Source organism: uncultured Alistipes sp., assembly GCF_963931675.1.
In the GTDB taxonomy this organism is placed as follows: domain Bacteria; phylum Bacteroidota; class Bacteroidia; order Bacteroidales; family Rikenellaceae; genus Alistipes.
Window position 1 is genome coordinate 2,620,017 of sequence record NZ_OZ007039.1, and the last position, 20,975, is coordinate 2,640,991.

Sequence of the window (20,975 nt, forward strand, 5' to 3'; positions counted from 1 at the left end):
ATGGAAGGGTGGATCAAGATACACCGCGGCCTGCTCGATTGGGAGTGGTACTCCGACACGAACTGCGTGCGGATGGCGCTGCACCTGCTGCTGATGGCGAATTTCCAGACGAAGCGCTGGCGGGGCATCACCGTCGAGCGGGGGCAGCTCGTCACAAGTAGGTCGATTTTGGCCCGCGAAACGGGACTTTCCGAGCGTGAGGTGCGGACGGCTATCTCAAAACTTGAAAAATCGGATTTTCTGACCATCCGTGCGACCTGCTCCTATACGATCGTAACGATCTGTAATTACGAAAAATATCAGTCGTCCGAAACGGTTGATCGACCAGCCTGCGGACCAACGGACGACCAGGATGCGACCAACTGCCGACCAGGCGTCGACCAGCCAGCGACCACAACTGAAGAATGTAAGAAAGTAAGAAGAGAAGAATACACACACACGGTAAGTTCTGAAAAGGGGGTTGTAGGGGGAAAACCGGCCGAGGCCCCGGCGGAGCTGGTCGAGGCGGCCGATGCGTTGCATGTGTGGATCGGCGAGCGCTTCCCGAAGATCGCCGCGATGGCGGAGCCCTTCACGCGGCAGCAGCTGCTGTGGATGTTCCGCAAGTACGACGTCGAGGATGTCCGACGCATCGTGGCGGCGATGGACAACAAGGGGGCCTGGAAGAACCGCAGTGCCTTCTGCACGTTCACCTCCTACGCCGCCCGGGATCACGAACTGCAGACGCGCCGTCAGGCCGAGGCCGAATGCGGCCGGTTGTACACCTACCTGCAGATGGTGCAGATGCTCCCGACGAACGGCGGTCTCTACCGGGCGGAGGATTTCGAGGCGGTACAGACTCCGCAAGGGGTCCGCTGGCGGATCCGCACGCTGAATCAGATGGTGAATTGACAAATGGATCGGCAGGGCCTCCGCGCCGGCGGAGGATGCCAACGGCCTGTCGCAGCCGTTGTCCGGGTTCGACTCCCGGCGATCCGCAAAACAGAAACGATATGTCTGGTAACCGAAATAAAAAGATTGCTTTCAACTACTTCGGTGGAAAGTTTACATGGACCGAATACCTCTATGCGAACTTTCCCGTGGGTTTTACGCATTTGATCGATCTGTTCGCCGGGTCGATGGTAGTGTCGCTAAACTATCACGGGAATGTGATTCGCACGGCAAACGAGATCAACGGCGAAATCACCAATTTCTTCACGCAGCTTCGAGATCACGAAGAGGAACTCGTCAGGGCCTTGCGGCTGACCCCTTACTCGGAAGTAGAGTTTGACAATAGTTGGGTGGCAGAAGATGCAGAGATCTCCGATTTGGAAAAGGCTCGTCGATTCTACGTTCGCGTGCGGCAATCCTTCTTCGGACTGGGTGCGCAGCGTCAAAAGAAAGGCTGGCACATGGCGAAACAGCAGGTCCGGGCACAGGCTGGCGAGGGCGTGTCCCGCTGGAAAAATGCCGTCGAAAAATTGCATGAAGTAGCTGCAGAGATTCGCAACAATTTCCAAATTATGAACTGCGACTACATGACCGCGATTGATCGAATTGACTTCCCAGGGGCCTTCTTCTACTGCGATCCTCCGTATCCGCAAGAGTGTCGGAACTCTCGAAATGATTACCGCTATGAATTTTCGGTGGAAGATCATGAGCGCTTGGCGGATCGACTTCACCACATTGATGGGCTGGCTATGGTCAGCAGCTACGACTGCAATCTCACCAATCGATTGTATGCCGACTGGTACAAAGTCAAGTTTCCGTTCAAGAGGACCAATATCCGGAGCGGCATTGTAAACGGATCGGGTACTCTGATGCAGGAGTGCATTTGGATGAATTACGAGCCGCAAGCACAGACTCTGAAACTCTTTTGATATGAGAGATATTCACCACAAAAGTCGATGCCTGGGTCGAGATTTCACCTTCGAGGAGTGGGGCGCCTATCTGAAGGCGCATCCGGATGCCGGCGGCGAGATTGTGCACTCGAGTCCGTACGGGTTCGGGTTCAACCTCTTCGATGTCTGCCTGAATCCGAACCACCCCGTGTCCGTCGAGTCACGACACGGATGTTTCGAGGTCCACACGTCGCAGTCGGACAACGGACGATGGGAAGCCGGTTATTCCGTCCAGCTCGAGACTTCGCGATACCGTAGCCACCCGTGCGGGTTTGTCGATCGCGTGGAGACGGGATATCCTACGGAGAACGAGGCCATCCGCGGCGCTCTTCGCGAGATCCGCGAGGTGGCCGAGGAGGAGATCCGTCTGCTGGATCGCTACCGGGACCGACTGCCGGAGGGTGGCAGCTATTCGACGATGCGCACCTCGTTGACAGGAGTTGTCCGGCTGATCGACGACGAGATCCGCCGGTTCACCTTTGTCCAGCTGGCGCTGTTCTGACCGGAAGACCGTTCGGGGGAGCGCCAGATCATGCATTCATTGTCAAACTGGGGAAACAAACTTATCAAAAACAAAAGAGAGATGAAACGGGTGATATTGTTTCGAGGAAAAGAGATCAAGACGGGAAAGTGGATCGAGGGCGATCTGTTGCGTATGGGCGGCCATTCGTTCATATTCCCCGATCCTGCGCCGAAAGGATTCAATCAGTACGAAGTCGATCCGGAGACGGTCGGCCAGTTCACGGGCGTGAAGGACAAGAACGGGACGCGGATCTTCGAGGGGGACTTGATATCGGCCGATGATTATCCGTTTGTTAACGAGGATGGCCAGTGGAACTACGTTGCCGAGTTTGACTGGGACGAGGTGAACCTTGCTTTTGGAGCATTTTTCCGCCAACGCAAGGATTCCAATGTGTGGGGCATCAGTGAGGGGTGTCCGTGTGATCTGGAAGACGTCGATTTTGAGATTGTCGGCAACATTCATGACAATCTGGAAATGCTCAAAAACAAATAGCCTATGCCAACCATTCCGAAACCATCCCGGCGGGCCTATCTGCCGCCGCGTGAAACCCAGGGCCGACGCCTTCATGCGAACTCGGCCTTCTATCAGTCCTCGCGCTGGCGCCGCCTGCGTCAGGTCAAACTGAATGCCGACCCGCTCTGCGAGGAGTGCCGGAGCCGGGGTCTCGTCACGGAGGCCACGGTCGTCGACCACATCGTCCCGATCAACGAAGGTGGTGCCGCCCTCGACCTGCGCAACCTGCAGAGTCTGTGCGACGCCTGCCATAACCGGAAGTCGGGCCGCGAGGCCCACAAACGAACCGCCCGCCGATGAACACCAGCGCCACGATCCTCGAAGTGATCGACGAGTGGATGCAGAACCTCGACGTCATGGAGACTACGCGGACCAGCTACCGGACGAAGGTACAGCTCTGGTTCCGCTGGCTCGCGGCGCAGCGTGTCGATCCGCGATGCCCGGCCCGGCGCCACATCCTCGCCTGGAAGCAGGCGCTCGAGCAGCAGGGGAGGTCGGCCCTCACGGTCGACGGCTACGTCACGGCCGTGCGGATGTTCTACAAATACTGCGCGGCGCGGGGTTACTACTCCGACATCGGCGCCGGGATCCGCTCGTCGGTCCGTTACCGGGGCCACCGCAAGGGACGCCTCACCTCCGAGGAGGCGGCGCGGCTGCTCGATTCGGTAGAGACGTCCACCTTCAAGGGTAAGCGCGACCGGCTGATGCTGGCGATGATGTTGCTGCTGGCGCTGCGCACGTGCGAGGTCGAGCGGGTGAATGTCGACGACTTCGACCGCACGGAGGAGGGCGTGCCTGTCCTCTACATCCAGCGCAAGGGCCGCCACGAGAAAGTGGAGGCGCTGGCCCTGCCCGACATGATCGTCGAACTGCTCGAGGACTTCATCTCCATCCGCGACATCCGGCCGGGAGAAGCGCTCTTTGCGAGTGCCTATCCGAAGAACAGTCACCGGTTGAGGCGGACGTCGATCAGCCAGATCGTCCACCAGCGGCTGGCCGCGATCGGGATCCGTCGGCCGAACATCACGGCTCACTCGCTGCGTCACACGTGCGCCTGCCTGATGGTCGAGTCGGGAGTTGATCTCGAGACCGTGCGCGACATGCTCGGACACACGACCACCAACACCACGCGCATCTATGCCGAGGAGGTCCACGCCCGGATGCTGATCCGCAACACGCCGGCAAAGCTGGTCGAAAAGGCTATCGAATCGTCCCGTAGGCCGACCGGATGAGGTGTGTATATATAATTACTTCCGTGTCTTTTATGATACGAAATTCGGGCCCTTCTTACGGTTTTACGGGCATCCGGACAGCGCGGGGTTAACGCGCGAAGTGGCTGACCGTGAGCGGAGCAGCGGCTGACGGTTTCGGACCTGCCGACGGGGCGGAATCCCGTCCGGATTGCGATCCGGAGGCGATCGGACCACCTGCAGGGGATAGGGGGCCGAAATCACGGGAGGGTTGACGCTAACCAACCGCCACCCCAGTCACGAAGACACACATCCAAAATCTGAAAATAATTTGAGTAACACACGATGGGAAGAAATCCACTGCCTGATGAGGTCAAGGCGATGCGCGGCACGCTTCGGAAGTGCCGGACCTCGAAAACGGAGACGGAGGCCCCGGCGCGGGGCGTCTGCAAACCCGTAACCAAAGCCACGGCGCCCTCCTGGCTGGCCGACGACGCGCGGAAGATCTTCGACCGCACGGCCCGGATGCTGATCTCCTGGAAGGTGCTCACCAAACTCGACATCCCGCTGCTGGCGGCCTACGCGGCGGCCTATGCCAACCTGAAGACCGCCTATGCCGATATCGCCTCCGGGCCGGGCTACTTCATCGAGACGAAGACCCAGAACGGCGTGTCGGTCTCGATGCACCCTGCAGCGCGGCTCTTCAAGGATTCGCTCGACGTGGTGAACAAGGTCGGGGCGCAGTTCGGACTCTCGCCCGTGTCGCGCCGCCAGGTCGAGTCGGCCGATGCCAGGGAGCGCGCCGATGCGGCCAAAGTCACCGATCCGTTTGATCAGTTCATGGGCCAGTCATGAAGAAACAGTTGCATCCGGCCGAGCAGTATGCCGTGGATGTGCGCGACGGGCGCATCCAGGTGAGCCGCTATGTCCGTATGGCTGTCGAGCGTTACTTCCGCGATCGGGCCGAGGCCGTCGAGCGGGGCTGGTACTTTGACGAACGGGCCGCAGCCCGGCCGATCGACTTCATCCGCCACCTGCCGCACATCAAGGGTGAATGGGCCGGACGTCCGATCGAGCTGGAGCCCTGGCAGCAGTTCTTCCTGTGGAACCTCTTCGGGTTCCGCCGCGCGGCGACGGGCACGCGACGCTTCCGGGAGGCCTACCTCGAAGTGGCCCGTAAGAACGGCAAGACGACCCTGCTGGCGGGCATCGGCTGCTACATGCTCTTCGCCGACGGCGAGTCGGGGGCCGAGGTCTACTCCTGCGCCACGACGCGCGACCAGGCCCGTGAGTGCTTCGGGACGGCGCAGGAGATGGTCCGCCGCTGTTCGCTCTCGCGGCGGGCGAAGGTCTTCCGCTCGGCCGGCGGGTCGATCTCCTACGAGGCGACCGGTTCGGTCTTCAAGCCGCTGTCGTCGGATGCCAACACGCTCGACGGAAAGAACGCCTCCTGCACGATCGTCGACGAGTTCCACGCCCACAAGACCGACGAGGTCTACGCCGTCATGAAGTCGTCGATGGGCGCCCGCCGGCAGCCGCTGCTGTGCATCATCACGACAGCCGGTTTCAACCTCGCAGGTCCCTGCTTCACCTACCGGTCGAGCGCGATCAAGATGCTCGAGGGGATCTTCGAGGACGATGCGCTGCTGGCGATGATCTACACCCAGGACTCGCGCGAGGAGCTCTCGGATCCCGCGACGTGGGTGAAGTCGAACCCCTGCTTCGGGGCCTCGGTCAAGCCCGAGTTCCTCGAGGAGCAGTACCACACGATGCGCACGAAGCCCGAGCAGGAGAGCGCCATTCTGACGAAGAACTTCAACCTTTGGGTGCAGGCCTCGGACATCTGGATCGGCGACGACGTCTGGTGCGCCTGCCGCTCGGAGACGCCCGTCGAGTCGCTGGCGGGGTGCGAGTGCTACGCGGGTCTCGACCTCGGATCGGTGAACGACTTCTCGTCGCTGGTGCTGGCCTTCCACGAGAACGACCGCACGCAGCTGCTGCCCTTCTTCTGGATCCCTGAGGAGAAGTACCGCACGCGGCGCGAGATGCAGCGCGAGAATGCGAACATCGACGTCTGGGTGCGGCAGGGGCTGCTGCGTGTCACGCCGGGCAACGTCACCGACTACGATGTGATCCGCCGCGACATCGCCCAGCTGGCCGAGCGGTACGACATCCGCAAGATCGGCTACGACCGGTGGAACTCTTCGCAACTGGTCATCGACCTGCAGAACGACGGCCTGCCGATGGACGGTTTCCAGCAGTCGATCTCGAACATCTCGCCGCCGACCAAGGAGTTCGAACGGCTCGTCCGGTCGGGGGATTTGGAACATTACGGCCATCCGGTTCTGCGGTGGATGGTCTCGAATGTGGTGGTCTACCGCGACGCGAACGACAACCTCAAGCCGGTGAAGAACCGCAGCCCGGAGAAGATCGACGGCGTGGTGGCAGCGATTGAGGCCATCGGCGAGTGGATGAGCGCCCAGCGCACGCCGCCGGCCCGGTCGATCTACGAAGAACGGGGATTGCGAACCTTTTAACGAACGATATCATGGATCAGACAACGACGAATTACCAACTGGACGAGCCCACCCGGCGCTTCATCTCCGGGTCGCAGGGCTTCTACGAGCGCTACGTGAAGATGCTGGCCTACTACGAGACCAACGAACAGGCCTATGAGGCTACCGAACGGCAGTATGCCGAGGTGGTAGGGCGGAGGCGTTTTGCAAGTTTTCAGAGTTTCAAGACCGCCTACAGCCAATTCTGCCGCCGTCGGCGCCCCCGCTCAAAATAGCCTGCAGGGGCGATTTTGCAAAAAGTTAACGGCGTTAACCCTCGAAAGTTAACGCCGTTAACCTTTTTTTCGCTGTCCGTTGCTGAATTTTGTTACAGAAAATCGCAACAGATGGGATTCTTTCGCAACATAGTGGCACGCGCCGCCTCCTGGGCGGGTCTTCCGGTTATCGTCAGCCGGGGCGGCCTCTCCAATACGATGGGGAAGATGGAGGAGGTCGACGACGATCTCGCCCTGAAGATCTCGACCGTCTGGTCGTGCGTGCGGCTGATCTCGGACTGCTTCTCGACCCTCCCGGTTCATGTCAAGGAGCGCGTCGACGACCGCCGCCGAATCCTGCGGACCGACCACCCGGTGACGCGGCTGCTGACCAAGCCGAGCCCGAAGATGAACGGCGTCTCGCTGCGCGAGGCGCTGATGGTTTCGGCCCTGCTGCGGGGCAATGCCTACGCCTTCATCACCGCACGCGACCGTCATGAGTACCCGACGCGCCTGGACTTCGTCCTGCCGGAGAACGTCTCGCTGTGGGAGGGTGACGACGACATCTTCTACTCGATCCTCGGCAATTCGGCCCGGATCCCGAGCCGTGACGTCGTGCACATCAAGGGGCTTTCGGTCAACGGCCTGCTGGGCCTCTCGCCGATCCGCCACCACGCCCGCCTGCTCGAACTGGCGAACAACTCCGTCGAGTTCGCCCGCTCGTTCTACCGCAACGGCTGCCGCACGACCGGTGTCTTCAAAAACCCGAAGGCGTTGAGCGACGAAGCCTGGTCGCGGCTCTACAAGCAGCTCTCCGACTCCTATTTTGGGGCGCAGAATGCCGGGAAACCGCTGCTGCTTGAAGACGGCCTCGACTATTCGTCGATCACGATTCCGCCCGAGGATGCGCAGTTCATCGCCACCCGTCTGCAGTCGATCGACGAGATTGCGACCATCTTCGGCGTTCCGCCCCACATGGTCGGCGACTTGAGCCACTCGACCTACTCGAACAACGAGCAGCAGAACCTCGAGTTCTACAACGTGACCCTCTCGCCGTGGATCACCAAGGTCGAGGAGGAATTTAACGACAAGTTGTTCCTCGAAGAGGAGAAGGGGCGGCTCTACGTCGACATCGACGCCCGGGGGCTGCTGCGGGCCGACACGGCCTCGCGCACGAACTACTACCGCCAGATGTACAACATCGGGGCGATGTCGCCGAACGAGATCCGCGCAGCGGAGGATCTCGATGCCTACGAGGGCGGCGATACCTTCTTCCGTCCGCTGAATATGCAGGAGGCCAATTCATCGAACAATTCATCAAACAATGGACAAAAATAAAGACAAGGCAATCAACCGGCCGGTGATGCGCACGATGCGGATCGCCGACCTGCACGTCGAGCAGCGCGCCGACGGCCAGCCCTCCCGACGGATCGAGGGCCGCGCCGTGCCGTTCAACGAGTGGAGCAATCCGATTTGGGGCGAATGGATCGAGAAAATTGACCCCCACGCCTTCGACGGGTGCGACATGTCGGACGTCATCATGTGCACGGATCACGGCACGGGTTGTGCCGATGTGCTGGCCCGTTCGCGAAACGGAGAGGGAACCCTCGAAATCCGCATTGAAGACGACGGACTCCACTTCGCATTCGACGCTCCGAACACGACCCGCGGCAACGACCTGCTGGAGCTCGTCCGCCGAGGCGACATCTCCGAGTGCAGTTTCAAATTCAAGGTCGAAGAGAACATCTGGACCTGGCGCAACGAGGCGAACGGGTTGGAGTACGACCAGCGCGTGGTGACGAAGATCTCGAAATTGTACGATCTGTCGATCGTCGTCAATGGCGCCTATCCGACCACCTCGGCCGTGGCCGAACGTGCGGCAGCTGACGAACGGACGGCTGTCGAGGAGCTGCGTCGGGCGGCGGCGCAAGCCTCCGAAGAGGCCATGGAACTCGTTCGTGAGCGCGTTGCGCTGTGTGCGAAAATCGCAAACCATTAACCACCATACACATCATGAAGAAGACAATCAAAGAACTGAAAGAAGAGCGTGCAGCACTGGCGGCCAAGATGTCGCAGATGCTGGATGTGGCCGAGGAGCGTGAGGCCAAGGGCTTCACTCCCGAGGAGCGGGCCCAGTATGACGGCCTGAAAAGAGAGTACGAAGCCCTCGACGAGCGTATTGCGCTGCTCGAGGAGGACGAGGCGCGCGCGGCAGCTTCGGCACGCCGTATCAGCGGCAACGATGGCAAGACGCCCGCGGAGCGTGCCGCCCAGCATCAGGAGGAGCTGCGCTCGGCCTTCATCGATTATGTGCGAGGTGCTGCCACCAAGGGCGATGTCAAGCCCGAACTGCGTGCCGAACTGTTCACCGGCACGTCGGAGAATCAGATCATCATTCCGAAACTCGTGGCGGATCAGGTCGTGCACGCCCTCAAGTCGACCGGCACCTTCCTCGAGGCGGTCGATCTGGTGATTACCCAGAACGCGATCCCCTACACGAAGTCCACGCTCAACACCACCGACAAGGCGTTGAAGAAGTTGAACGAGGGCGATGCGAACACGACCGACAAGGTGCAGTTCAAGGGTGTGACGATCAGCGCCTACGACTACGTGACGCCGATCTTCCCGATCCACATTGCGCTGCTCGAAGGTACGAACGTCGATGTCGAGGCGACGATCGTCGAGGCTGTCGCCGAGTGCGTGCGCCGCGGTCTGCAGGAATTGGCGACCCGAACCGGTACCGGAACCAACGACATCAAGGCGATGCTCACGGCTGCCACCAAGGGCGCAACTGCCGCATCGGACACGGCTGTCACCTACGACGATCTGGTATCGCTTCAGGCTTCAGTCGACAATGCCTACGGCAACCCCGAGCGCGGTGCGTTCATGATGAACTCGGCAACGCTGGCCGCCATTCTGAAGATCGTCGACAAGAACGGCCGCCCGATCTTCATCACCGACGCGCAGACCGGTGTCATCTCGCGGATCCTCGGCCGTCGGGTCATCATCAACGAGTCGATGCCCGACATCGCCGCCAGCGCCAAGCCGATCGCGTTCGGCGACTTCAAGTACTACCATCTCCGCATGGTGCAGGGCATCCGTATGACGGTCTTCAAGGAGAAGTATGCCGACAAACTCGAAGTGGGCTTCATGGGCCACGTCCGCGCCGACGGCAACCTGGTCGATGCCGGAACGCATCCGGTGAAGTACCTCGAAATGGGTGCCGGTGCCTAAACCTCTGCGGCCATGATACTCAACAGAACGGAAAAGGTCTATCCGCGGCAGGTGATCGAGCGGATTGTCGGCGGGCAGATGCGGCTCGTCCCTGAAGACGGCGATCTCTACGAGAATGCCGTGCGGAACGTCTACGCGGCCTTCGACATTGCCGAGCAGTACACGAACCGGATCCTGGTGCGAAGCGTCGTGACGTTCGCTTTCGACCGCTTCGAGTCGCTGCTCGACCTGCCGACGGCCCCCGTGTTGAGTATCCGGTCGGTGAAGTATTACGACGCCGACGACCGCGAGCAGACGCTCGATCCGTCGTCCTACGAGCTCCTCGCCTCGGAACAGACCACCGCTCTCGAGATCTTCACGCTCCCGACCCTCTCCACCCGGCGCCAGCGGGCCCGGGTGCGGGTCGAGGCACTTTGCGGATACAGCGACTACCGCGATACGCTCACCCGCGAACCGGAAGACGTCGGGGGGATCATCCTCCCCGGGAACATCGAGGCGGCGGTGGCGCTCCGTGCCGGGACGCTCTGCGAGGTGGACGGCGATGCTGTGATCGGAAGGCTTGTGTCTGAACTTCCTTCGTCAGTAGAACGCTTGTTAGCTCCGTATCGTATATCTCCTTATGGCAGGTAAAATTAGAATCACGCTGCTGCGTCCCGCCACGACGCAGGACGCCGGCGGCGAGATCGTCGGCGAACCGACCCCGTGGCGCTCGTTCTGGGCCACGAAGACCGAGAGCGGCGGCCGCGAGAACCTCTTCGCCTCGCGCATCGTCCACGAAGGGTCAGCCGTGCTGACCATCCCCTACGTCAAGGGCGAGGACGGACGATCGCCGGCCGTGGATGCGCGGATGCTTGTCGAGATCGACGGGCGCCGCCGCCCGATCGAAAGCGTCTACGAGGAGGGATTCCGCAAGAAGCTGCACATTCTCATCACGTTGAACGACCTGGACTATGACGCAGGATATTAAGATAGAGGGCTATTCGGAGGCGATCCGGATCTTCGATCAGCTGACCGACCAGATGCAGCGCACGCTCGTGCGGCAGGCGCTGCGCAAGTCGGCCCAGCCGATGGTTGCGACGGCCCGGGCCCGGGCTCCGAAGCGCACCGGGCAGTTGAGCCGATCGATCGGCGTGGTGTCGCTGCGCAAGGATCGCGTCCCGACGGTCGTCCCGATGGCCGTGGGTCCGGTCTTCAGCGTGACGAAGAACGGCAAGGTCAACGCCTTCTACGCCCGTTTCGTGCACGACGGCACGAAGGACCGCCGGCCCCGCAACAAGAAGCTGCGGGCGCTCAAGTTCCCGGGCCGCGAGGGTGGGGTGGTCTACGCTGCGAAGACCCGCGGCATGAAGGCGCGACCCTTCCTGCACGATGCATTCGACCAGTCGGCCGACGCCTCGGTCAACGATTTCGGGGCGGATCTGACGTCGGCGATCGAGCGATTTGTCAACCGTAATTTCCGAAAGATATGACCTCGACTGAAACGCTTGTGCAACTGCTGTCGGCCGTTCTGCCGAAGGAGAAGATCTACCCGGATGTCGTTCCGGCGGAGGTTCAGCCTCCGTTCGTGGCCTACTCCGAGGAGTCGCAGCCCAACACGACCTACGACGGCAATGCGGGCGATACGGATACGACCGTCGTGACCGTCGTGGCCCAGACCAAGCGCGAGGCCCGGACGCTGGCCGACCGCATTGTCGGAGCTGTCGACGGACAACTCTCCGAAGGCTATGCCTTCTATTACCAGGGCCGCAAGTTCGTGATGTATGCGGACGAGCGCCTTTCCAGTTACGAATTAACCTTCAATATGCTTTGACTATGAAAACAGGAAAAGGGCGCAATCTCACGATGCTATGCGCCGACAAGAGCGTCTACCATGCGCAGACGCACACCTATACGATCTCTCCTGACTACGAAGAGTGGGAGACCAAGGATACCAAGGGCCCGGAGTATGAACTTAAGAAAGTGGCCTTCACGGCGTCGGTTGACGGTCTGGTGTGTGTGAAAGAGAGCGAGGGCGATCCGGTCAATGCCCACGACACGCCCGATATGATCGCCATGGCGATGCAGGGACAGACGGTGGATATCGTGGCCAAGCTGGCTATCGAGGGAACCACCGAAAAGTCCTACACCTGCAAGTGTGTGGTCGACACCTTTGAGGTGAGCGAGACGGTGGCGCAGAAGGCGACCTACAAGGCCTCGTTCAAGGGTTACGGCTTGGCTCCGGTGGAGTAACCGGCCGAATATGACAACTCCGGCGGAGGGTCCTCCTCCGCCGGTTAAACACGAAACAAGATGCTGCAGCAATTCACAACCAACGGCCGGACCTTTCCGGTCAACTTCGGGATCCGCACGCTGGCGACCACGGCCGACCAGCTGGGTCTCAAGCTCGACACGCTGGCCCGCGATGCGATCGTCCCCGATGTGCCGTTCGGACGGCTGATCGAGATCGTTGCGACCGTCACGGCCGAGGCCATGACCGACGGCGCCCGCAAGAGCGGCGAACCGAAACGCTATACGCCGGACGATGTGGTCGACCTGATCGACGAGGACCCGGCGCTGCTGCCCGTCCTGCTGACGATGTTCCGCCAGTCGCTCGGCAACGGCAGTCCGGTTTTTCCGACGGCGGCCCGGCCCGCAAACCCCGAGGTCGCCGCAGAACAGGCCGTGCCCGAGCGGAGGAGACCCCGGAAATCACCTACGCCCGACTCTATGCCGTAGCGGTCGGGATGCTGGGCATCGCCCCCGCGGACTTCGAATGGATGACCCTTGCGGAGTTCGAGGCGGCCGAACAGGGTTTCATGCGGCGGCGGGAGTACGACTTCCGCACGGCGATGAACATCCAGCGCTGGGGCAGTTTTGCCATCATGGCGTCAATGTGCGACATGAAGGGCCGGGGAATGGAGGAGGTGCTGCCTCTTCCGTGGGACAAGGCGTCCGGGCGTCGGTCGTCGTCGGGCGAGCGGAAAATCACAAAACGGGAAATGGCGCGGATGCGTGAGGAGGCGCTGCGCGATGTGCAAAAATTGGAGCAACAATGGCAAAAAAAATAGCGGAACTGCTGATTAAGATCGGCGCCGACACATACGGGGTCACGAAAATGACCGAGAAGGTCCGCAAGGACTTGAAAGGTTTGCAGAAAGACCTATCCAGTTTCGGAAAGAGCTGGTCGCTCTACGTAACGGCTCCAATTCTTGCTGCAGCGACTGTGTCGGCCAAGGCGGCCGACGTGCAGATCAAGAACGAGAAGCGGCTGCTCGTCGCTCTGCGGGGACGCGAGGACATCCAGCAGCGGCTCATCAAGCAAGCCGGGGAACTGCAGTCGCGCTCGCTGTTCGGCGACGAGGAGACGATCGGACAGCAGGCTTTTCTGGCATCGCTCGGACTGACCGAACAGCAGATCAACGACACGATCGAGGCGGCGGCGCAGCTCTCCTCGGCGACGGGCATGACGCTCGACAGCGCCGTGAAGAACCTGGCGAAGACCTACGGAGGTCTCTCCGGCGAGCTGGGCGAGAGCATCCCGAAATTGAAGGAACTGACTGTCGAGCAGATGAAGAACGGCGAGGCCGTGAAGTTCATCCTCGAAAATTACAAGGGTTTTGCCGAGGGGGCTTCCGAAACGGCGCTCGGCCCGGTCAAGCAGATGATGAACTCGATCGGGGATCTCGGTGAAGAGTTAGGTAAAGTCTTCATGCCTTATTTGCAGGAGTTAGCCCGCCTCGTAAAAGATTTCGTTCAATGGCTGGCAGCCTTGCCGCCTTCTGGGAAGGCGGCGATCGTGGTGATCGGAGGCCTTGCGGCGGCGATTGGGCCGTTGGCGCTCGGCCTGGGAACCATTATCAAACTGTTGCCGGCGATCAAAATCGGACTGGCGGCTCTGACCGGACCGATCGGTGTCATTACGCTGGCAATAGGTGCAGCCACGGCGGCATTTATCGGATTCAACGCTTCGTTGAAGCAGGCGTCTCTGGATCGGATTTCATATCGGGCCCAGAAATATATCAAGGATGGATGGTCGATTGAGGAACTTGAAAAACTCCGAGAGGAGACCATGCAGAAGAATCAGGAAGCCCTGGATCGATATAACAGGGCTTCGGCCCGGTTGAATCCCGGAAACGCCGAATCACTCGCCTCCTATGTCTTGATGTACGGAGAGAACCGTCGCAACAAGCAGGATGCGAATGCTGATTTGGGGTTTACGGCAGAAAAGGTCAAGGCGATCGATGAAGCGCTGATGTATCTGCGTTCGCTGCCTCCTGAAATATCGCTGCCGGAGGTCGCAACGGCGGAGGATGTCCGGAAGGTGGAGCAGGCCACGGGAATGATCGGGAAATTGAGCGCCGAAATCTCCAGACTCGAGGAGGCGAAGAAGAAGGCCTCGTCGACCTCGGAGATCCACAATCTGACCCTCTCGATTGCCGAATTGCGTGACGAGTTGGAACGACTTCAGTCGATCGGAAGCAGCGAATCGATCGCGGGTGACACGGGTAATCTCTTCGGGAAAGGTGTTACTCCGCTGAAGTTCGACCCGAATGCGATCAATCCGCCCGATGAGGAGTGGGAGACGGCCCGGCGTCGGTTTGCGGCCAGCCTCTCGGACTTCGTCTCCGAGGCACAAATCCAGGTGCTGAAAGTCCTGCCGGCGATCCGGAATCTGTTGTCCGGAGTCGGAACGGCCATCGGTGAAGGGTTGGGAAACATCCTGTCCGGGGACGGTACGTTTGAAGACCTGCTCGGCGGAATCGTTAAGGTGATGGGGCAGTTCCTGAAATCTTTGGGTCAGCAGATGATTCAGTTGGGCGTCGAGATGATGTTGATCAAATCGGCCCTTGCCGCCTCGTTCGCTACACCTTGGACGGCCATCGTCGCCGGTGTGGCCGCCATTGCGGCCGGGCAGGCGATGATCAACTCGTTCAACAAGCGGAACGAGGGCGGGATAGCTCTTGCCGAGGGAGGTCTGGCCTACGGCCCGACGATGGCTCTGGTGGGAGACAACCGCGGAGCGGGGAGCGACCCCGAGGTGATCGCCCCGCTGTCGAAGCTCCGCCAGTACGGGCTCGGGCGTCAGACGATCGAGTTCGTGGGTGGGACGTTCCGATTGAGCGGGTCGGACCTGGTGCTCGCGATCAGCCGCGAGCAGGCGAAAATCAACTATGTAAATGCTCTTGCGTGATGGCGGACTACGGACTGAAATACCTTTGCGAATACCGCTCGAAGATGCGCGGCCGCCTCCTCTATCGGATCGAGATCGAGGAACGCGATGCGGCGCCCCTGACGGATGATACCGCCCTGCGGATGCGACCCTATTCGGATGTCTTCACTTTGAAGTGGGGCAATTCGGACGACCCCGAATACACGGCCGTGAAGGGCAGTTCGCTGACGTTGAAGATTCTCTGCGTCGACGACATGGAGTATCTGTCGCTCTTCTCGGTCGATCCGTTGAAGTACCGCGTCACGATCTACGAGTACCGCACCGACACGTCCGGGACGGAACGGCGGCTGATGCTGTGGCGGGGATTCCTCTCGGCCAGCAGCTACAAGGAGACCTTCGCCCGACCTCCGTATGTGGTGACGCTATCGGCTACGGACGGATTCGCACTGCTCGATAGCATGCCGTTCCGCGATGCCTCGGGGGCAATGTTCTCGGGCCGCGCGTCGTTGTCGAGTCTTCTCACGAGCTGCATGGAAGCCCTCGGAATAGACCTCCCGGTTTCGGAATGGGTCTCGATTGACGGTGTAGGAGGCGCTGAGCGGACGTTGTCCGACGTCTATGTCGATCAGTCGCGAATCTACGACATTGATACGGATATTTCCTGGAAGAGTGTGTTGGAATTGGCCGTGAAGCCATTCCTCGGACAGATTTTCCAGGCCGGAGGTACGATTCATGTCCGGGGCATAGGATCTTTGATGGGAACATTCCGTCCGGCCTCGTTCCGGTCTAACGGGTGGCAGCTTGGGCTGGAACGCCCCCGGATCGTCTCGTTATGGGAGGACGGGTGTGATGTCAGGAACTCGGCGGAACTGGAGTTGTGTGCACCCTACCGGAACGTGGAGGTTTCGGCCGACAATTCAAGAGATGCAGATGCCAACCGGAAATATTATACTGCGGATTTCTGGGAAAATACGATATATCCAACGAAGTATTATTTCGAAGATCGTATTGTCTTCGGCAGTGATTCGGCTTTCTTTTTTCAAAGCATGACTTTGCCTGTCTTATATCCTGCCTCAAAAGCGGATGTGGAGATATCTATCAGTCTATATAACTTGCTGACCGAGTACAAAATTAAAGCATACGTTGTGGTGGACACTCGCATTGATGGGGTGCCGAAGAGATGGGATAATGATCAACAGGCATGGATAAATCGATATGGAGGGTATCCGTATGTGGAAATTGATGTGGCGCAAGGACCGGCTATATCTGAATACTACGAGGAAAAATACGTGTCGCCTTATACGCCGTCTTCGCAACTTCCGGGGCATGATTTCAAGATAACCGTTACCAATATTCCGTCAAACAGCGATGGATCTCCGTGTGACTTCACCCTATTTATCGGGGCGCAGGGTGCATCTGATTTTGGGGGAGGTCCCAATTCGCATTGGATTATGGTATCCAATATTGAGGTGAAAACGTCGGAAGGAGATGAGCGGGAAGATCTCTTTTCTAAAAGCATCGCCGTGACCGGTTCGAATGTGGACGATTGCAATGTCGACATCCCGATGCGAGACGGTGGATATCGGTTGAACATGGGGAATATCCTGGTTTGTCCGATATTGGGTAACGACGGCTTGCCTGTCGTCTCCTGGCTGGCGCCGACCGAGCGGGGCGACCTGCTCCACATGGCCGGCGAGGATATCCTGCGGTTGCGTTCGGCCGTCAGCCGGCAGATCTCCGGCGATCTGCGATGCCGCCGGGGCGTGGATCTCAATTCGCTTTTCGAGGACGGGAAGTTCGCCCACGCGATCTACTATCTGAACTCGCTCGAACTGCTCGCGGCGCGGCAGGTCTACAAGGTGCAACTGCGCGAACTGCAGAGCCTCTCCCGGATGCTTCCGGCCGGCGTGTTGACTCCGATCCGTACCTTCGACGAACCGATGGCGCTCGTCTGCTCGCTCTACGGGTCGCTCTTCTTCCGGACCGGGGCGGATCCCTACGGCGCGGCGATCTACAACACCGAGAACGGCGAACTGCTACGTCTGACCTACGCATCCGACAGCCTCGCGATTCGCAAGGGATTGAGCGCGGTGGTCATCCAGGTCGGGGCGACCGACCTCTATGCTGTGGACAACCTCGGCAACGTGCTGTCACACCTCGATGCAGGCCCGGCATCCGTGCTGAATTATGATACGGCGCTGTACGACGGCGATCGTCACTCGTGGGTCTCCTATACGGCCGACTCGGCCACGTCGAAGAGTGACGTCACGATCTTCACGCGCAACATGGAGCTCGAATCGAAGGACAGCATGGCGATCGTTGCGACGGGACTGATGCTAATCTCGAACGGCTACGTGCTGCAGGGCTCCGACGGCTCGTCCTGGTGGCACAACTACGAACTGCACCCGTCGTCGAAAATCGAGGCGTCGACCTACGATCTGCAGGCTGTTTCCGACTCGTTGATGGTGACTCAGGCGTCTGTAACAATCAGCCGAATCGCATTTGAGATTCGGCGGCGGTCGGGGCAGTTATTTGATGCGGAAACCGTATTGAAGAGCGTGTCCATTCCGAGGGTGCTTTCGGAAATCGGCAAGCGTTTCATGTGCAACTGTGCAATCGCGGTACTCGTGTATCCTGACGCTGCCATGCAGCGAGTTGTTCAGTGTGTCGATGTGAGGACGGACAAGTCGACGATATTCTCGTTCGACGGAGATGTGGATGTGGCGCTGTCTGGCGACTGTGTCTACATACTGAACGGAAACGAATTGTTCGGAGCCCGAATGGACGATGTGAGAAATATCGAATATTGGTTGTCCTTGGATGGAGATGACGCGGATATAACGATGGCGAATGTGTCTGCGGCTGGAGATGACAGCATTGCGGTCAGCGTCGACAGCAATGGCACTCCTTATATCGTGTCCAAGGATTATCGATTGAATGCGGAATTGATTGATCGGGGGTACGGGCTCGGTTGTGAGATTGTTGTCCCGGAAAACAATACGGGGGAGGCCTTATCGTATGATCCGGTTGTAATTGGGTTGCAAGAAGACCCGAATGTTTCAAGAAAAATAAAAGTTGAACAGCAATATTGAGGTGATGAATAGCTATCGAATCGGAAAAACATTGAAGGTCCGTTGGCCGATCCTGACGAACGGACAGCCTGATCCGTTGGATGGACGGGATCTCACACTGGAGATCTCGTCCGGGAACCGGGTGCGGACGACGCTGTCGTTCGTCGCCGACGGTAACGTCGCGGTGTTCTATTACCAGGGCCGCGATCAGCGGTTCACGGGGACCTACACCATCACGATGTGGGAGAATTACGCGAAAGAGGGGCAGACGGTCGTCGACCGGTGCGATGCCTTTGCGCTGGTGCCCAGCTCCTGCGAGGAGACCCGGACAACGGCCTCGGATATCGGTGAGGGAGAATTGGAAATCGAACCGACGGAGTTGGAGATCGGGGTCCCGGGGATGTCGGCCTACGAGCTCTACATCAAGCACAACCCCGATTCGGAACTGACCGAGGAGGAGTATGCCGAGGCGCCCGTCCAGGCGGCGGGGGCTGCGCTGGCAGCGGTCGCGCAGCTCGAAGAGACGGAAGCCTCGGTGAAGCAGGCCGAGCAGGGCCGGGAGACGTCGGAACGGGCCCGAGCCACGGCCGAGCAGGCGCGCGTCACGGCAGAACAGCAGCGGATCCTGGCCGAGCAGACGCGGGTGACGAATGAATCGGCCCGCCAGACGGCCGAAGCGGGACGCCGGGCGGCGGAGACGAAGCGCGAGGAGAATACGGCCGAGGCGATCCGGAACTGCAAGTCGGCGACCCAAGAAGCGGAGGACGAAGCCGCCCGGGTTCGGACACTGGCGGACAATCCCCCGAAGATTGTCGAGGTGGACGGGGCGCGTTATTGGGCCTTCTGGGATGAGGAGACTCAGCAGTACGTCACCTCCGATAATCGGGCGGATGGCGTTCCGCTGTACGCCTCGTTCTACGTCGACCCGGAGACGATGGACCTCTTCGCGGTCTATCCGAAGGGTTACGGAGACGGACCTGCGTTCTCGCTCGAAAACGGCGACCTTTCAGTAACGATCAACGAATAAAGACAAAGATATGGCAACAACGAATCTCGGCCGGGTCGGCCTTGTGAACAAAGGGGCGTACAGCTCCTCGGCGACATATACGAAGAACGACTTCGTGAGCGACGGTAACAACTCGCTCTACTTCTCGCTTCAGGACAACAACACGGGGCATGCCTTGAGCGAATCGGCGTGGTGGTTCAAGTTCTTCGACGGGACGGCGGCCAACACGGCGGCGGCAGCGCAGGCAGCAACGGATGCCGCAGCGGCGGCGGCTCTTGTCGAGCAGCAGGTGGAGGGCGCGACTCCTTCTCTCGACGTTGCGGAGAATACCTTGTATCTCTGCGGAGAACTGACGTCGCTGACGCTAACGAGCATACCGACGTCGACGAAACTCTCCATCATCCGCTTCACGTCGGGCGATACGGCCACGCAGTTTGCATACCCCGAAGGCACGAGCATCACGGGCTGGAGCCAGCCGCAGGCAAATACGAACTACAGCCTTTTCATCTGGGAGGGCGCGATAACCATGATCTACGATGAATAGCTTCTACGAATATTTCGCCGCACAACAGAAGATGGCCGCCTACCGGCAGGCCAAGCGGATGCAGCGCGGGGTGAAGTTGGGGGAGAACCAAGCACCTTCGATGGCGACGAAGTTTACAACAGCGCCGCTACAAATAGGAACGGGAGATTTCTCGGTGGAGTTCTATGGTAACTCATACGGGTCCGACGCGAATCTTGGTTATCCTTTTATCTCATACGCTGATGGTATCGCTTTGAATAGAAAATTCAGTGCTATTGCGCGACCAGGGACAAACGGCGTTGCGCTTCTGCCATTTGGAGAATCTACATTTAGGCCATCCTATGTGGTAGAGGATGCTGACGCTTTATTTCACATGGTCGTAACGAGATCAGGAACTGACGTCGCTCTGTATATTGATGGTAGTAAAGTGAATGATTTTGCCACGGATTCCATTGTTGATTTTGGTACTATGGATTTCCTGATAGCCAACAGCCAAAATGTAGGCTTCGTTCGTGTCTGGAACTACGCCCTCTCTGCAGACGACGTTACCGCACATTATAACAACGGCGACCCGATGGGGTATGTCGTGCCGAAGGCGATGCGGGACTTGTCTCCTATTCAAATAACTGGCGTAAATACATATACATGGACAGGCCCTGAAGATGTAACAGAGTTTCGTGTAACATCTTCCCCTCGATTGCAATACTTACACAAATATCGAGTGAATATAAGTGTGTCCGATTATCAATCAGGTACTCCATATTTATATGCAGGCTCTGTTGTTAACATTCCTGCTTCTAACGGGACGTATGACGTTGAGTTAGAAGTATCCGATGCTCAGTATATTTACGTTACAATGTACGGTGGGAGCCCTGGTTCTGATCGCCGCCTGACTCTCACCGTCAACAGCATCACTCCCGTCGGCCTTCTCGCGGAATACTTGCCGCAGAATCTGATGTACGGACGGGACGACAAGACGATCGCAACCTCCTGGCTCGACAGCGCGAAGCAGCTGCCGCTGTCGGACGAGTATATGGAGCCGCTCTTTCAGTCGATCGGCGGATACGACATGGCGGCCAACGGTGTGCCGGAAATACTCTACCACGAATAACCAAA

General features: G+C 59.3%; 24 protein-coding genes. All 24 read left to right on the forward strand.

Annotated elements, in window-relative coordinates:
• The 24 genes from ABGT65_RS11020 to ABGT65_RS11135 all read left to right on the forward strand — a co-directional run bounded on the left by ABGT65_RS11020 (position 1) and on the right by ABGT65_RS11135 (position 20,970).
• Positions 1-891: a hypothetical protein gene (locus ABGT65_RS11020; RefSeq protein WP_346702152.1), complete on the forward strand. Its 891-nt coding sequence runs from the start codon at positions 1-3 to the stop codon at positions 889-891.
• A gap of 101 nt (positions 892-992) precedes the next feature.
• On the forward strand, positions 993-1,859 hold the full coding sequence (locus ABGT65_RS11025) for a DNA adenine methylase (protein WP_346702154.1): 867 nt from the start codon (positions 993-995) through the stop codon (positions 1,857-1,859).
• A 1-nt stretch (position 1,860) separates the two neighbouring features.
• Complete coding sequence (locus ABGT65_RS11030) at positions 1,861-2,382, forward strand: hypothetical protein (protein ID WP_346702156.1); 522 nt, start codon at positions 1,861-1,863, stop codon at positions 2,380-2,382.
• An 81-nt stretch (positions 2,383-2,463) separates the two neighbouring features.
• Positions 2,464-2,895, forward strand: a complete 432-nt coding sequence (locus ABGT65_RS11035; protein ID WP_346702158.1) for a YopX family protein — start codon at positions 2,464-2,466, stop codon at positions 2,893-2,895.
• A gap of 3 nt (positions 2,896-2,898) precedes the next feature.
• Entirely contained in the window at positions 2,899-3,216 is a 318-nt protein-coding gene (locus ABGT65_RS11040) for an HNH endonuclease signature motif containing protein (protein WP_346702160.1), read from the forward strand.
• Positions 3,213-4,148 carry a tyrosine-type recombinase/integrase gene (locus ABGT65_RS11045; protein ID WP_346702161.1) on the forward strand — a complete coding sequence of 312 codons (936 nt, stop codon included), beginning with the start codon at positions 3,213-3,215 and terminating at the stop codon, positions 4,146-4,148. Before ABGT65_RS11040 ends, ABGT65_RS11045 begins: the two co-directional genes overlap by 4 nt.
• A 303-nt stretch (positions 4,149-4,451) precedes the next feature.
• On the forward strand, positions 4,452-4,961 hold the full coding sequence (locus ABGT65_RS11050; RefSeq protein WP_346702163.1) for a phage terminase small subunit P27 family: 510 nt from the start codon (positions 4,452-4,454) through the stop codon (positions 4,959-4,961).
• Positions 4,958-6,643, forward strand: a complete 1,686-nt coding sequence (locus tag ABGT65_RS11055; RefSeq protein ID WP_346702165.1) for a terminase TerL endonuclease subunit — start codon at positions 4,958-4,960, stop codon at positions 6,641-6,643. The genes ABGT65_RS11050 and ABGT65_RS11055 overlap by 4 nt, the downstream gene beginning before the upstream one ends.
• Before the next feature lie 11 nt (positions 6,644-6,654).
• Positions 6,655-6,897, forward strand: a complete 243-nt coding sequence (locus tag ABGT65_RS11060; protein WP_346702167.1) for a hypothetical protein — start codon at positions 6,655-6,657, stop codon at positions 6,895-6,897.
• Between the two features lie 111 nt (positions 6,898-7,008).
• Positions 7,009-8,214, forward strand: coding sequence for a phage portal protein (locus ABGT65_RS11065; protein ID WP_346702169.1), 1,206 nt, complete (start codon positions 7,009-7,011; stop codon positions 8,212-8,214).
• Positions 8,201-8,875 carry an HK97 family phage prohead protease gene (locus ABGT65_RS11070; RefSeq protein ID WP_346702171.1) on the forward strand — a complete coding sequence of 225 codons (675 nt, stop codon included), beginning with the start codon at positions 8,201-8,203 and terminating at the stop codon, positions 8,873-8,875. Before ABGT65_RS11065 ends, ABGT65_RS11070 begins: the two co-directional genes overlap by 14 nt.
• Positions 8,876-8,889: 14 nt before the next feature.
• Positions 8,890-10,110, forward strand: coding sequence for a phage major capsid protein (locus tag ABGT65_RS11075; RefSeq protein WP_346702173.1), 1,221 nt, complete (start codon positions 8,890-8,892; stop codon positions 10,108-10,110).
• Between the two features lie 12 nt (positions 10,111-10,122).
• Positions 10,123-10,740: a hypothetical protein gene (locus ABGT65_RS11080; RefSeq protein ID WP_346702175.1), complete on the forward strand. Its 618-nt coding sequence runs from the start codon at positions 10,123-10,125 to the stop codon at positions 10,738-10,740.
• A complete protein-coding gene (locus ABGT65_RS11085; protein ID WP_346702177.1) occupies positions 10,730-11,077 on the forward strand; it encodes a head-tail adaptor protein in 348 nt (115 codons plus the stop codon). Before ABGT65_RS11080 ends, ABGT65_RS11085 begins: the two co-directional genes overlap by 11 nt.
• Complete coding sequence (locus ABGT65_RS11090) at positions 11,061-11,579, forward strand: HK97-gp10 family putative phage morphogenesis protein (RefSeq protein WP_346702179.1); 519 nt, start codon at positions 11,061-11,063, stop codon at positions 11,577-11,579. The genes ABGT65_RS11085 and ABGT65_RS11090 overlap by 17 nt, the downstream gene beginning before the upstream one ends.
• Positions 11,576-11,920, forward strand: a complete 345-nt coding sequence (locus ABGT65_RS11095) for a DUF3168 domain-containing protein (protein ID WP_346702181.1) — start codon at positions 11,576-11,578, stop codon at positions 11,918-11,920. Before ABGT65_RS11090 ends, ABGT65_RS11095 begins: the two co-directional genes overlap by 4 nt.
• Before the next feature lie 2 nt (positions 11,921-11,922).
• Complete coding sequence (locus tag ABGT65_RS11100) at positions 11,923-12,339, forward strand: hypothetical protein (protein ID WP_346702183.1); 417 nt, start codon at positions 11,923-11,925, stop codon at positions 12,337-12,339.
• 60 nt (positions 12,340-12,399) lie between these two features.
• Positions 12,400-12,825 (forward strand): hypothetical protein, encoded by a 426-nt coding sequence (locus ABGT65_RS11105; protein WP_346702185.1) that lies wholly within the window; start codon positions 12,400-12,402, stop codon positions 12,823-12,825.
• A gap of 8 nt (positions 12,826-12,833) precedes the next feature.
• Positions 12,834-13,157 (forward strand): hypothetical protein, encoded by a 324-nt coding sequence (locus ABGT65_RS11110; RefSeq protein ID WP_346702187.1) that lies wholly within the window; start codon positions 12,834-12,836, stop codon positions 13,155-13,157.
• Positions 13,142-15,280 (forward strand): hypothetical protein, encoded by a 2,139-nt coding sequence (locus ABGT65_RS11115; protein WP_346702188.1) that lies wholly within the window; start codon positions 13,142-13,144, stop codon positions 15,278-15,280. Before ABGT65_RS11110 ends, ABGT65_RS11115 begins: the two co-directional genes overlap by 16 nt.
• A complete protein-coding gene (locus ABGT65_RS11120; protein WP_346702190.1) occupies positions 15,280-18,351 on the forward strand; it encodes a hypothetical protein in 3,072 nt (1,023 codons plus the stop codon). Before ABGT65_RS11115 ends, ABGT65_RS11120 begins: the two co-directional genes overlap by 1 nt.
• Positions 18,335-19,357 (forward strand): hypothetical protein, encoded by a 1,023-nt coding sequence (locus ABGT65_RS11125; RefSeq protein WP_346702192.1) that lies wholly within the window; start codon positions 18,335-18,337, stop codon positions 19,355-19,357. Before ABGT65_RS11120 ends, ABGT65_RS11125 begins: the two co-directional genes overlap by 17 nt.
• 10 nt (positions 19,358-19,367) lie before the next feature.
• Positions 19,368-19,880, forward strand: a complete 513-nt coding sequence (locus ABGT65_RS11130; RefSeq protein WP_346702194.1) for a hypothetical protein — start codon at positions 19,368-19,370, stop codon at positions 19,878-19,880.
• Positions 19,873-20,970, forward strand: a complete 1,098-nt coding sequence (locus ABGT65_RS11135; protein WP_346702195.1) for a hypothetical protein — start codon at positions 19,873-19,875, stop codon at positions 20,968-20,970. The genes ABGT65_RS11130 and ABGT65_RS11135 overlap by 8 nt, the downstream gene beginning before the upstream one ends.
• The last annotated feature ends 5 nt before the right edge of the window (positions 20,971-20,975 follow it).